General features: G+C 68.0%; 9 protein-coding genes and 1 pseudogene. 7 read left to right on the top strand and 3 right to left on the bottom strand.

Annotation, left to right across the window (positions count from 1 at the left end):
- The first annotated feature begins 147 nt into the window (after positions 1–147).
- Positions 148–1,017 (top strand): ATP-binding protein, encoded by an 870-nt coding sequence (locus HGB44_RS18295; RefSeq protein ID WP_233458805.1) that lies wholly within the window; start codon positions 148–150, stop codon positions 1,015–1,017.
- On the opposite strand, the gene HGB44_RS18300 is transcribed toward HGB44_RS18295, so the two are convergent.
- Positions 994–1,539 (bottom strand): NUDIX hydrolase, encoded by a 546-nt coding sequence (locus tag HGB44_RS18300; RefSeq protein ID WP_061083668.1) that lies wholly within the window; start codon positions 1,537–1,539, stop codon positions 994–996. The genes HGB44_RS18295 and HGB44_RS18300 overlap by 24 nt on opposite strands.
- Before the next feature lie 888 nt (positions 1,540–2,427).
- On the opposite strand from HGB44_RS18300, the gene HGB44_RS18305 reads away from it, so the two are divergent.
- Together HGB44_RS18305 and HGB44_RS18310 are read left to right on the top strand one after the other, a co-directional pair.
- Positions 2,428–5,577 (top strand): type ISP restriction/modification enzyme, encoded by a 3,150-nt coding sequence (locus HGB44_RS18305; protein ID WP_210751851.1) that lies wholly within the window; start codon positions 2,428–2,430, stop codon positions 5,575–5,577.
- Between the two features lie 147 nt (positions 5,578–5,724).
- Positions 5,725–5,937: a hypothetical protein gene (locus HGB44_RS18310; RefSeq protein ID WP_061083667.1), complete on the top strand. Its 213-nt coding sequence runs from the start codon at positions 5,725–5,727 to the stop codon at positions 5,935–5,937.
- On the opposite strand, the pseudogene HGB44_RS18315 reads toward HGB44_RS18310, so the two are convergent.
- Positions 5,934–6,598: pseudogene (locus tag HGB44_RS18315) on the bottom strand (cell division protein FtsK); the annotation flags it as partial. The gene HGB44_RS18310 and the pseudogene HGB44_RS18315 sit on opposite strands and share 4 nt — an antisense overlap.
- A gap of 1,337 nt (positions 6,599–7,935) precedes the next feature.
- Between HGB44_RS18315 and HGB44_RS18325 the strand changes: the two are divergent.
- Positions 7,936–8,409: a hypothetical protein gene (locus HGB44_RS18325; RefSeq protein WP_061083666.1), complete on the top strand. Its 474-nt coding sequence runs from the start codon at positions 7,936–7,938 to the stop codon at positions 8,407–8,409.
- A gap of 317 nt (positions 8,410–8,726) precedes the next feature.
- Here the strand turns inward: HGB44_RS18325 and HGB44_RS18330 are convergent, their stop codons facing one another.
- The gene (locus HGB44_RS18330; protein WP_061083665.1) at positions 8,727–9,461 is read right to left on the bottom strand and encodes a PepSY domain-containing protein; all 735 of its coding nucleotides are present in this window, start codon (positions 9,459–9,461) and stop codon (positions 8,727–8,729) included.
- Between the two features lie 172 nt (positions 9,462–9,633).
- Between HGB44_RS18330 and HGB44_RS18335 the strand changes: the two genes are divergently transcribed.
- The 3 genes from HGB44_RS18335 to HGB44_RS18345 all read left to right on the top strand — a co-directional run bounded on the left by HGB44_RS18335 (position 9,634) and on the right by HGB44_RS18345 (position 12,719).
- Positions 9,634–10,299, top strand: a complete 666-nt coding sequence (locus HGB44_RS18335; protein ID WP_168444056.1) for a response regulator transcription factor — start codon at positions 9,634–9,636, stop codon at positions 10,297–10,299.
- Positions 10,296–11,669 (top strand): sensor histidine kinase, encoded by a 1,374-nt coding sequence (locus tag HGB44_RS18340; protein ID WP_061083570.1) that lies wholly within the window; start codon positions 10,296–10,298, stop codon positions 11,667–11,669. The genes HGB44_RS18335 and HGB44_RS18340 overlap by 4 nt, the downstream gene beginning before the upstream one ends.
- Before the next feature lie 342 nt (positions 11,670–12,011).
- Positions 12,012–12,719, top strand: a complete 708-nt coding sequence (locus HGB44_RS18345; RefSeq protein WP_061083569.1) for a hypothetical protein — start codon at positions 12,012–12,014, stop codon at positions 12,717–12,719.
- Positions 12,720–12,748: the final 29 nt, after the last annotated feature.

A 12,748-nucleotide genomic window follows, 5' to 3' on the forward strand; every position in this document is an offset into this window, starting at 1 on the left:
CCGTCTGCACGGCGAGATCGGTCTGGTCCCGCCAGCGGAGTTCGAGGACGGCTTCTACCGGCAGCAGGCCGGGGCAACAGAAGGCGAAGCGTTGGTTCCGAGCCTCCAATAAACCCGGCACGAGACAATCACCAGGTACGGGAGCGCTTGGAAGTCGCCTCCGTCGACCAGACGCTCATCAGCCTGTTCGAGGAGCAGACGCAGAACCTACGCCTGATCGACCGGAAACTGGGCGCTCACTACCTCCTGGCGCAGAGCCAGGCCCATGTCCAGCAGATGGAGGAGTTGCTACGCCAGTCCATCCCGGGAGCCGCAAGGCGCGGCCTGGCCCGCGCCTTGGCCGAAGCAGCGTCCCTGACCGGATGGCAGGCCCTCGACTCAGGACGCGCGGCGACGTCCTGGCGCTACTACGAACTCGCCAAGGCAGCGGCTCGCGAGAGCGGTGACCCCGTGGCCCTGGCCCACGTGAGCGCCGAACAGATCTACGTACTGCTGGACAGCGGCCAAGCACCGGAAGCACTCACCGTGCTCAGAGCCGCGCACAAGGACGGCGGTGGGTCGCTGCCCCCGTTGCTGCGCTCGTGGATGTGGGCCGCCGAAGGAGAAGTGCACGCCTGTCTGGGGCAGAAGGTGGAGTCCCAGAAGGCCTTGGAACGGGCCTTCGCTCTTCTCCCCCAGCAGCCGGATGATCCCGCGTTGCCCTTCCTCATGCTGGACCAGACTCACCTGCTGCGTTGGCGGGGCCACTGCCTTGCACGCCTCGGTGCGCCCGAAGCGATCGAGGACCTGACCCGGGCTTTGGCGGACATCGCGCACCTCGGGCTGGGGCGCGCCGAGGCCGGTCTGCGCACCGACCTGGCCATGGCCTACGCCGCCTACGGCGACCTCACCCAGGCCCGTGGACAGGCGCGACGCGCCGTCGAGCTGTCGAAGCGTTCCGGTTCGGTCCGCCAACACGCCCGTCTGGCCCGGTTACTGGAACCTCGGGCTCTGTCAGGAGGCGAGCAGGTGGAGTAGGGCGATGAGGGTGCCTGAGCTCTGCACACGCCCCTCAGCGATCAGGGCACGGGTCTTGGCCAGGGGCACCCACTCATAGACGCCCTCGTCGAACTCGGTCGGGTCCGCGACGAGTTCAGCGTCGCGTCCAACGAAGACGTGGTGGGGGCTGCGGACCGTGCCGATCATCGGCTCGAACGTGGCCACGTGCTCCACCGAACCGACCCGGTGCCCGGTCTCCTCCAGAGCTTCACGAACGGCGGTCCGTTCCGGTGTCTCCTCGGAGTCCAAGAGCCCGCCGGGCAGCTCCCAGCCCCACACGTCAGGCACGAACCGGTGCCGATAACTCATCAGCACGTGCTCTTCGGTGCGGTCCAGGACCGCGACCACCGCGGCCGAGGGCAGAGTCACGGTGTGGTGCTCGAACCTGTTGCCCGAGGGTGTGGTGATGTCGGCCTTACCCAGCCGCACCCACGGACTGTCATAAAGTGTGTGCTCGCTGTGCACCACCCAGCGGCCCCGGCCGTCCTTGGTCCCGTCCATGCCCCGAAACTACCGTGATGTGGCACCTGTGCTCGCGGCTGGGCTCACGGTGTTCCGCGAAGCTGGGCTGGATGTGTGATCTACGGCCAGGTGCTACCAAAACACGCCGATGGGTGCACTACAGCCTGCATTTGTCGTACTGGTGAACGAAAATAAAGAGTGAGGCTGATCAATCGCCCCTCACGAGCACCACCACCGTGCTCGGCACAGAGCTGGCATCACCCACCGCATCGGCAGGTGAAGGGCTTCGCCTCGCACACACCGATCCCAGGCACACCAACACGAAGAGGCGATATGAACGAAGTGGAACTACAGGCATTCGTCAACGGGCCTGTTCCTGAGGTGCAGCACAGGAACGTGCCTCACCAATACCTACACCCAGACCAATGTGACGAGCAGACCGAGTACGGGACCTCGGCGGGCAGCCGCTACTGCGGTGCTCCGAAGGCAGCGGGATTCAAGCTCTGCCTCCACCACCTGTTCACGAAGCTCACCGAAGACACACCAGCCACTGAACTGCGAGAATAACCCTAAGTCCCAAAATGTCACTTTGAGCACCACCATTGGATAGCCACATATAACACTCAACGCGAAGTTTAGGACCTTATGCCTGTCATCTCAGAAAACCTCGCACTATGGCACTATGGTAATAATTCTCGTTTCGTAAGAGAATGACCGCTCCTGACCCAATATGGTGTGTGAGCGGGGTGGCGTGTGGGGCCCAAGTGGCTACTGGGTGCTATATCAGACTTCGGCGCGCAGTGCGCTCGGAAGCTGCAAGAAAGCGCAGGCCAACCGGAGGCAGCGATCCGCGGCCCCAGCGAGCGATTCCTGGTGGCGGTCGGCGGGCAATTCGGGCTCTCGGTCATAGCCCATGACGAAGCACGTATGAAGCAGACGCGAACCCGCCCCGACTTCGCAATCCGCGTCGACGGGGCGATCACCGGCCACGTCGAGCTTAAAAAGCCAGGTGAGAACCTGGACCCGGAGTGCTTCACCGGCCACAACAAACGCCAGTGGGAGCAGATGCGGGACCTGCCCAACCTGCTCTACACCAACGGCACCCAGTGGCGGCTCTACCATCGCGGAGAACTGGCCCTCACCGCTTCCTTCGCCCCGGACCTGTACACGGCCGGAGCAGACCTGTCCCCCCAGGACCTGAGCGCCGAACCCCTCCTGCGCGAGTTTTTGCGCTGGAGCCCGCCGCCCATCACCACCGCCGACCAACTGGTCCACGCCGTGGCCCCGCTGTGCCGCCTCCTGCGCGAATCCGTGCTGGAACAGCTCGCCGTCGAACACCGAGCCGTTGAAACCGGAGCCGACCCCGACGACCAGCCCTTCTCCCTGCTCGCCAAGAGTTGGCGCAACCTGCTCTTTCCCAGCGCCACCGATGAGATCTTCGCCGACGGCTACGCCCAGACCCTGACCTTCGCCCTGCTCCTGGCCCGCACCGAAGGCATCGACGTCGCCGCGCTGCCCGCCTACCAGATCGCCCGCCTGCTGGGAGAGAAAAGCGCCCACTCGCTGATGAGCCAGGCGCTCAAACTGCTCTCCGAAAGCGCCGTGGAGGCCTTCCAGGTCACCCTGGACCTGCTGCGCCGCGTGATCGGCGCGGTGGATTGGGAGCCCATCTGGGACAACCGCGACGACGCCTACCTGCACCTGTACGAGTCCTTCCTGGGCGTCTACGACCCCGACCTGCGCAAGGAGTCGGGCTCCTACTACACGCCCATTGAAGTCGTCCAGACCATGGTCCGCCTCACCGAAGAAGTGCTGACCACCCACCTGGGAGCTACGGAAGGCTACCTGTCCCCCGCGGTGACCACCGTCGACCCGGCAATGGGCACCGGCACCTACCTGCACGCCATCATCGACCACGCCGCACGTCGGGCCGCCCAGGACCAGGGTCCCGGCGCGGTGGGGCCCTCCATCAGCGACCTGGCCCGGCGCCTGATCGGCTTCGAACTGCAGATGGGCCCCTACACCGTCGCTGAGATGCGGGCGGTGGACCTACTCAAGAGCCACCAAGCGCGTCTGCCCCCCGAAGGTGTGCGTCTGCACGTGACCAACACCCTGGACGACCCCTACGAGGAAACCGTGGCCCTGCCGGGGCTGACCGCATTGTCCAAGTCCCACAAGCAGGCCAACCGGATCAAGTCCAACACCCCCGTCACCGTGGTCATCGGCAACCCGCCCTACCGTGAGCGCGCCGAAGGGCTGGGTGGCTGGGTGGAGTCGGGCTCCAAGAACGCCGCTGGCCCCGCCCCTTTGGAGCTCTTCCGCAAGGAGGGCAACGGGCGTCTGGAATACGTGCTCAAGAACCTCTACGTCTACTTCTGGGCCTGGGCTTCCTGGAAGGTCTTCGAGGCCCACGACCAGGACCGGCACGGCGTGATCTGCTTCATCACCACCAGCGGCTACCTCAAGGGTCCTGGTTTCAAGGGCATGCGCCGTTACCTGAGGAAGACGTGCTCGCAGGGGTGGGTCATCAACGTCTCCCCCGAGGGAATGCGCCCGGACGTGCCCACCCGGATCTTCCCGGGCGTGCAGCATCCTCTGGCCATAGCGATCTTCGTGCGCCGCGCCGACACTGACCCCAATGTGCCGGCCCAGATCCGCTACACCGAGGTCACCGGACGGCGGGAGGACAAATACGCCCAGCTCGCGAACTTGAGCCTGGAGTACGGCTCCTGGAGCTGGACGCGCACCGATGCGGAAGCGCCCTTCCTGCCCGCGGCAGAGTCGGCTTGGGACGACTACCCGGCCCTGGGAGACCTGTTCTGCTGGACCGTGCCCGGGATGAAGCCTAACCGGACCTGGGTCTACTCCCCCTCCCCTCAGCTACTGGTACAGCGTTGGCAACATCTCGTGAACGAGAAGGACAGGGAGAGGAAGCGCGTTCTCTTCAAGGAAAGCCGTGACAGGAAGCTCGACACGGTGGTGGGCCCTCTTCCTGGTTTTCCTGTCCACTTGTCAACGATCGAGAAGGAGGAGGGGCCTGCGGCTGAACCAGTTCGTGTGGCTTACCGTTCCTTCGATCGGCAGTGGGTTATCCCGGACAATCGACTCTTTCATGGGCCTAGCCCTGATCTGTGGCGAGGTCGCCTGACCCCTGATCAGCTCTTCCTCAATGAGCAGCACTCCCAACCCATCAGTTCCGGCCCCGCGGTGGTCTTCTCCACCCTCATCCCCGACATGGACCACTTCAAGGGAAGCGAAGGTGGCCGGATCCTGCCTCTGCTGCACCCTTCCGGAGAAGACAACACCGCACCCCGCCTCCTTAGCTGTCTCACTGACAGGCTTGGGATACCCGTGACCGCCGAGGACCTAGCCGCCTACATCGCCGGTGTCAGCGCCCACCCGGCCTTCACCCAGCGCTTCACCGCCGAGCTCACCACTCCAGGAGTCCGCATCCCCCTGACCGCTGACGGCAAGGCGTGGCACGAAGCCGCAAAGATCGGGCGCGAACTGGTCTGGGCCTGTACTTATGGCGAAGCCTTCGCCGACTCCGCAGCGGGTCGGCCCAAAGACGAAATCACCTTCGATGTCGCAGACTCGAGGAGGCCCAAGAACCTCACCCCCATAGGCGAGGACCTGCCGGACAAGCTCTCCTACACCGAAAGCCCGGACGGCGAAGGCACCCTCCACGTCGGCCAAGGCTCCTTCGGTCCGGTCACAGCACGCATGTGGGCCTATGACGTAGGCGGGATGAACGTCATCAAGAAGTGGTTCTCCTACCGCAAGGCTAACCCGGGGGGAAAGAAGACCAGCCCACTCGATGAGCTGCGTCTTCAGATCTGGCCGCGGGAGTGGATCACCGAGTTCAACGAGTTGCTCACCGCGTTGCGCCGCGTCACCGAACTGGAAGAGGCCCAGGCCGCTCTTCTGGAGCGGGTGCTCTCCGGTCCGCTGATCACCGCAAATGAACTGGTGGCCGCAGGGGTCAAGTTCCCGCAGAGCACCAGGGACCGCAAACCCAGCTACAGCCTGGCCATGAGCAGGCCCAACACCCAAGCAGGCCAGGAGACCCTGATGTGACCCAGTGGCGGTCTCGGTAGGGCCATGTGCCGCATCGTTCTTGACTTATTTCGGGGCGTTCGGCCCGGGTGGACTTACCAGTAGGCGTCGGCATCAGCTCCACCGCCCCGCCGCGTACACGAACCAGGTTCGTCCTAGGCTTTCCGCATGACGAAGAACCACTGGTACGGCGTTCTGTCCTACGTCGTTCCCTTCCTCACCGGGATGGTGTTGCTGACCTACGTGGGTGAGACAGCGGCCCTGGTGTGGTTGGGCATCTACTTCGTGGTTCTGTTCGTTTGGGCTTTTTGGATGCGATCCCAGCGCAAAGCACGCGCTCATCAGGCCGCTTCCCCCTCAGTAGAAGAACCCACGCCTTAGCTGTCCGCCATAGCGGTGATGTCCTCGTCCGAGACGTAGGCGGCCCGTACCCGCACCGGGGCCGGGGAGCCTTCCAGGCGGACGTAGGCCACCCCGGCAAGGTCGGATCGATCAGGTGGGCTTCCGCGCCCCGTTCGCGTGCACCTTCGCCGAGGACCATGTCCACCTGCGACGCCTCGTCCAGGCGCAGGGCGACCTTGTCCGGGAAGAGGTTGCGCAGGTTCATGACCTCCTTGCGCGGGTCCTGTAACGCCGCCAGGACCGCGAAGCCGACCGAACGCCCCTGCGAGGTCAGCGTGGCGATCGCGTTCTCCGCACGACGGCGCACGTCCCGATCCGGGTGGTACGCGGTCAGGAACGCCACCTCATCGAGCAGCACCACAACGAAGGGGTCATCGGTGGTCGGGACGTGCGAGCGCTGTTTGCCCGCGTAGCGTTCGGCCCGCTCCTGCATCGAGGCCACCGCCTTTTCCAGCAGTGCCACTGCGGATTCTCCGCTGTCCGCGTAGTGCGCGAACAGGTCACGCCCGTAGGCCAACTCCATGCGCTTGGGGTCGATCGCCCACACCTGTGCGGTGCCGCCTGCCAAAGCGGGGAGCATGGCGCGGACCGTGGACCAGATCACCGAGCCCTTGCCGGCCCCGGTCACCCCGACCACAAGGCGACAGCGCAAGCGTTGTCGCAGCGGCCTCCGGCCACTGCTCGGGCTGCGGGCTGACGCCCGGTCCCTCGCGCGGCCAACGGCCGTGCTACTTGGCATCTTGACGCGGCCCGCGGACGAACAGTTGCCGTTTGGACGAAATCGGTTGATGACGTGCGCAGATCCCGAGGCACCCGGTAGCGGAATGCGGTTGTCATGGGTAGTTGACGCCAGCGCCACCGGGCACCTCGGCCCGAAACCGGGGCGACCCTCCGCTGTGGTTGGGGTGTATAGCTGGTTCATCAGGTGAACCGGACAGGCCCCACCGAACCGAACCGTTGAAAGGACCGCACGAGTGGTCTCGGAGCCGGACAGCTCCCCCGGCAGTCAAACGACCGGCCCGGCTCCAGGAGACCTCGTGCGGGTCAGGATCACGAGCCACAAGCCGTGGGGAGTCCTGGTCCAGATCATCGGCCACGAACGCATCAGCGCATCGGTGAGCCTTTTCATCCTGCTTCTCGGAGCTGAAAGTCCAGCATGGCGCGGGTGACCTGGCCAGCCCATTGCGAGCAGCAGCGTAGGCGGCACAGAATGTCCCACTGCTTGAGCTGAGCGATCGCGCGTTCACACGGCGGACGGAGCTTGGCGTGGGCGGATTCGGCGTCCTTTTCCACTGCGGCTTACCGCGCCCCTTGAACGGGCAGAACACCACATCGGACAACCCCACGTATCCCTTATCGCCCAGACCGACCAGCCCTGAGGCCTTGATGCGCTCGGCGGGCTTCCACACCCGGGCGGCCTTTGGTGCGGACGGCCAGGTTCAGGGTGCGGTGTGACAACGGCAGCGCGGAACGGCAGAACAGCATACAGAACCCCTGGTGAACTGGGGATTCCTGGTCGAAAACCCGCCCACCAGGGACTTCTTGCCGTTCAGGAGGAATTCGGGGACACCGGAACGGGGCTGTGACCTGCATCTTCAGGGTGAAAAAGGCTCGGTGCACGCCCACTCTCCCCATGCACATCTCCAGATTTCGGACGCCCCGGAAAAGATCCACCGGAAGAGAGGAATCCGCACCCTGACACAATGAGAAACCTCAGAGACAACAGGAAACCCATAGGGTGCCCGTGACCCAATCTTCCCTATCCCCCTCGTCGCGGCGACAAGGGAAACCCCGCCTTTTCGCAGGTCCTGCGACCCCGGCGAACATTTCACCCTCCATTCGGCCATCCTCCGCACACGGAAATCGCTTCCCGACGTGTCCGCTACCGGCCACTCCCGTGAATTGTCTCCGCATGGGAGTTAGGCTCACGCCGGGCACAGAAGATGCTCCGAACCCCTGCCTGTGGAAGGAAACTCCGTGTTCCAGAACATTGGCCGTACCCTCGCCCGCGCCGGCGCAGCCTTAGCCCTGACCGCCGCGACCCTGTTCGCACTGTCCGCACCCGCCTCCGCGCACACCCTCGACCAGGCCGCCAGAGCATCGGCCGGATGCGCCTGGATCAGCGGGAGTTACAGCACCCTGCACTCGTCTCCCGTCACCACCGCCGGCGGCGCCACCTACGGCAGGGTGTACCTGCTGTGGAGCAGCACCTACGGGCAGAACTGCGTGGTCACGCTCAAGACCGGGTCCACCCACGGCACGCCCACGTACACCCGGGCCTCCCTCTACCTCCAGAACGGCAGCGGCGCCCATGAGACCGGCGACTACTCCCACTACGCGGCCGCGTCGAGGGCCGCCGCGGGTGTGTGCGTCCGCTACTCGGGAGCCATCCGGGGAACCACGGGAACGCTGGCCACCGGCGGTCGGTCCAACTGGGCCAACTGCAGCTAACGCAGCCCCCCGCAGAGCACGGCGGAGCCGGGCCCCGGGCCCGGCTCCGCCCCACCGCGGGCACACTCCGGGCACCGAACGCGACTCCAGAGACACCCGCCAGGTGGTCGTCGACGACGTCGACGACAGCAGCGGTGACCTGTTGAGCCAGTGATCGCGCGAGCCGGACGGCACGGGTGTGGCCGAGGGTGATGGCGCTGGCACCTACCGGGCGGCGCCCCGGAAGCGCGAAAGGGTCGGCCCCGGCGCGGCCTGTCCCGACCGCGCCCGAGGCGCCGACCCCCGACGCTCCCCGCACGGGACACGTCTCGCGGCCGTCAGTCCTCGGCGCGCACGTCGACGGCCTCGCCCGCGGCGTCGAGGATGACGTCGTACTCCTGGCCGTCGGCACCGCGCACCTCGGCCTCCCAGCCGTCCCAGCCGTCCTCGTCCTGGCGCTCGACGTCGACGGTGGTGGCGCCCTCGCCCACCGCGGCGGCGGCGTTGGCGGAGACCGTCTCGCGGTCGGCCGCGGCCTGCTCGTCGGTGTTCTGCCAGGGCGCGGGTCCCCCGTCGGTGTCGCGGAAGTCCGCGCCGTTGACGGTGAACACGTCGGCGTCGTCGCGCTCCTCGCCCTCGTCGTCGCCGTCGTCGTCGGCCTCGTAGCGCACGCCCAGGGTGACCTCGGTGCCCTCCAGGCCGCGCAGCTCGTCCAGGAGCGGCTCGACGGTGCCGTTGCCGTCGAAGTCCTCGAGTTCGGGGTCGGTCAGCAGCCACTCCTCCGGACCGAAGTCGACCTCGACCCCGGACACGGACCAGTCGTCGATGTCGTCCCCGGCGCGCAGCTCGCCCACGAGCTGTTCCAGTCCGTCGACCGACCGGGTCGAGGGCTCGCTCTGCTGCGGCTGCCCGTTCCCGCCCGTCCCGGAGTCGGCTCCGGCCGTGACACCGGTGAGCTCGATCGGGGCCACCTCCTGCTCGGGGTCGCCGGTGACCACGTAGCCGACCGTGCCCACGGCCAGCAGCCCCGCGGCGACGGAGGAGGAGAGGATGATGATGGTCTTGGTCTGCATCGCGGGTCCCTTGCTCACATGCTCGAAGGTCTGTGTACCCCCAAGCATGCGGCGGCCCGATGATGGCGGCATGAGGTCGACATGAGGGCCTTCTTCATGTTGCGCTCAGGGACGGTTCAGGGGCCTCCGCCACGGTGGTAGGCGACACGGGGGAACGGGGAGGGGCACGGCCTTGGCGATTCTGGTGGTGGAGGACGAGGAGGGGATCGTCTCCTTCGTGCGGCGCGGGCTGGAGACGGCCGGTTACCAGGTGCTCGCCGCCGACGACGGGATCGACGGGCTGACGATGGCGCTGTCCTCGGACGTCGAACTCGTCGTCCTGGACCTGGGGCTGCCGGGGATCCCGGGTGAGGAGGTGCTGCGTCGGCTGCGCATGCGCCGCCCCTCGGTGCCGGTGATCGTGCTCACCGCCAAGGACGCCGTGAGCGACCGGGTCGCCAACCTCGACGCCGGGGCCGACGACTACATGGTCAAGCCGTTCAGCGTGAGCGAGCTGCTGGCCCGTGTGCGGGCCCGGCTGCGCGGCGGCGGCCAGGAACGCGGCGACGTGCTGGCGGCGGGCGGCGTGGTGCTCGATCTCGGGGCGCGCACCGCCTCGGTGGAGGGACGCACCGTCAACCTGTCCGCCCGCGAGTTCGCGCTGCTGGAGGTGCTCATCCGCCATCCGACTCAGGTCTTCTCCCGGCCCCAGCTGCTGGACCGGGTCTGGGGCTACGACTTCGACGGCGCCTCCAACGTGGTGGAGGTCTACGTCAGCCAGCTGCGCCGCAAGCTCGGCGGCGAGCGCATCCAGACGGTCCGCGGCGCCGGATACCGGCTCGGGGACGGCCCGCGGTGAGCCTCACCGGCCGGGTCGTCCTGCGGTCGCTGCTGGTCATGGCCCTGGTCATCGGCGGCGTCGCCCTGCTCACCTACGAACTGGTGCGCGTGTCGGGCCTGGGCGACATCGACCGCCTGCTGCGCGAGGAGTCGGCGCTGGTCGGCGACGCCCTCGACGGACGGCTGCCCGCCGCCGCCGGGCTCGACGGCGTGGTCTCGGGGCCCGAGGCCGAGCGCGCCGCCCGCCAGGCGCTCGCCGTCCGCCCCAGCGGGGCCCGCCACGTGACGCTGGTGACCGTCAACGGCGTGCGGCTGCAGAGCACCGGGGGCCCCTCGCGCGTCGCGGGCCTCATGCGCGGCGGCGACGCCCCCGAGGCCGAGCCCGGGGCCATCCGCACGCTCGACACCGACGCGGGCCCGCTCCGGGTGCTCGACACCCGGGTCGTCGACGACGCCGGTGACACCCTGGCCGTCGTCACCGTCGCCGCCCCGCTCGACTCCACCCGCGACACCGCGGCCACCGTCCTGCTGTGGGCCGGGCTCGCCGGGGCGATCGGCGTCGTCGGCGGAGGGGTCGTGCTGTGGCTGGTGGTGCGGCGCACCCTGCGCCCCGTGCGGGAGGTCTCCGACGCCGCCAAGGCGATCTCGCCGTCCGACCTGGCCACCCGCGTCCCCGTGCCCTCCACCCGCGACGAGATCGCCGAACTGGCCACCGAGATCAACCAGATGCTGACCCGCATCGAGCAGGCCGACAGCACCCGGCGCCGGTACCTGGCCGCGATCTCCCACGAGGTGCGCACCCCGCTCTCCGTCGCCGAGGGGCACCTTGAGCTGCTGGGTACCGCGGAGGCGGCGGTCGTGGGCTCCGAACTCGACCGCCTGCGCCGCGTGCTGGAGGACCTCATGGCGGTGGCCCGCGGCGGCGACGAGATCGACGTCCGCGTCGAGGCCGTGTTCCTGCCCGACCTGTTCCACGACGTGCGGGCCCGGCTCGACGCCCTGCCCCACGCCGACGCCGTCACCCTGGAGGAGCCGCCGCCGGACGTCCTGCTCGGTGACCAGTCACGCCTGGAGCAGTGCCTGGCCAACCTCACCGCCAACGCCGTCGACCACAACCCGTCCGGTACCCGCGCCACCGTGACCGCCCGCGGCGGAGAGGACACGGTCACCCTCACCGTGGCCGACGACGGCCCGGGGATCAGCGCCGAGGTGCTCCCCCACGTGTTCGAACCGTTCGTCACCACCCGCGCCACCGGATCGGGACGTACCTCGGGGCTCGGTCTGTCGGTCGTGCGCTCCCTGGTCGAGGCCCAGGGAGGCGAGGTGGAGATCGACAGCGGCCCCTCCGGCACCGTCGTCACGATCACCCTTCCGCGTGCCACGCCCTGACCGGTTCCGCGCAGGACCCGGGTTCCACGTCCGGCGGCTCGGCGCACATCCCCGCCCACACGGGAACCCGGTGGAATTCCCCTTCACCACGGAGGGCGGAAACGGGAATTCCCCGGAAAGGGAGAACGCATTCCGCTGAGGACGCCCCCTCCGGCCCTCCGCGCGGCGGCCACCGGCGCACTCTCCGCGGGGAGTCCGCAATCCCCATCTCCCGTGATATTCTCGTAATATCGCTGCAACGCCTCTCACCTGCGCGTACGCCCACCACGGGCACCTGACTGAACCGTGGCCAAGTTTTGGGTGGGCCTTGGGGGGCAGTGCGATATGACAGGAGGTGCTCCAATGGAGACCGGAATAATTGTCATCATCGCCTTAGTGGTGGTGGTCGTCATCGCCGGAGGAATCGCGATCGCCGCGCGGTCCTCGATCCTCCCGGCCCGGCGCACCGCCCGGCTGAAGAAGCGTTTCGGCGCCGAGTACGACCGCGCCGTGGAGGTCCACGGCAACAGGACGGCCGCCGAGAACGACCTGTCCGAGAGGCTCCGCCGCCGCGACAACATGGCGCTCCGCGAGCTGAGCGACCAGCAGCGCGTGGCGCACACCGAGACGTGGGCCGCGGTGCAGCAGGAGTTCGTCGACGATCCCGTCCGCGCCGTCCGCGACGCCCGCGGACTGGTGGAGGCGATCATGGCGGACCGCGGCTACCCCGGCCCCGCGTCCGCGGCCGACGGTGGCGCGGCCTTCGACCAGCGCCTCGACGACCTGTCGGTGGACCACTCCGCCGCGGTCACCGGGTTCCGCCGCGCGCACGCCACCGGGCGCCCCGCCGAGGCGGACCAGACCGGCACCGAGCACCTGCGCGAGGAGCTGGTGTCCTACCGCGGCCTGGTGGAGTCCCTGCTGGGCGGCCTTCCGACGGCTGACGGCACGACGGCCCGGCCCCCGGGCACGGAGCGGACCCCGGTCGACCGCACCGCTCCGGCCGCGAGCGCGGAGCGGACCGCCGTGGAGCAGCCGCGCCGGAGGAGTGGACCGGAGGCGGGTCCGTGACCGGCCTCGGCGGCGCTCCGAGGAACCGA

It is taken from the genome of Nocardiopsis alborubida (assembly GCF_012396365.1).
GTDB classification, from domain to species: Bacteria; Actinomycetota; Actinomycetes; order Streptosporangiales; family Streptosporangiaceae; genus Nocardiopsis; species Nocardiopsis alborubida.

Coding starts and splice junctions, on each gene's coding strand:
- HGB44_RS18345 (WP_061083569.1), top strand. CDS start 12,012: ATGGAGACCGGAATAATTGTCATCATCGCCTTAGTGGTGGTGGTCGTC.
- HGB44_RS18300 (WP_061083668.1), bottom strand. CDS start 1,539: ATGGACGGGACCAAGGACGGCCGGGGCCGCTGGGTGGTGCACAGCGAG.
- HGB44_RS18330 (WP_061083665.1), bottom strand. CDS start 9,461: ATGCAGACCAAGACCATCATCATCCTCTCCTCCTCCGTCGCCGCGGGG.
- HGB44_RS18305 (WP_210751851.1), top strand. CDS start 2,428: ATGAAGCAGACGCGAACCCGCCCCGACTTCGCAATCCGCGTCGACGGG.
- HGB44_RS18310 (WP_061083667.1), top strand. CDS start 5,725: ATGACGAAGAACCACTGGTACGGCGTTCTGTCCTACGTCGTTCCCTTC.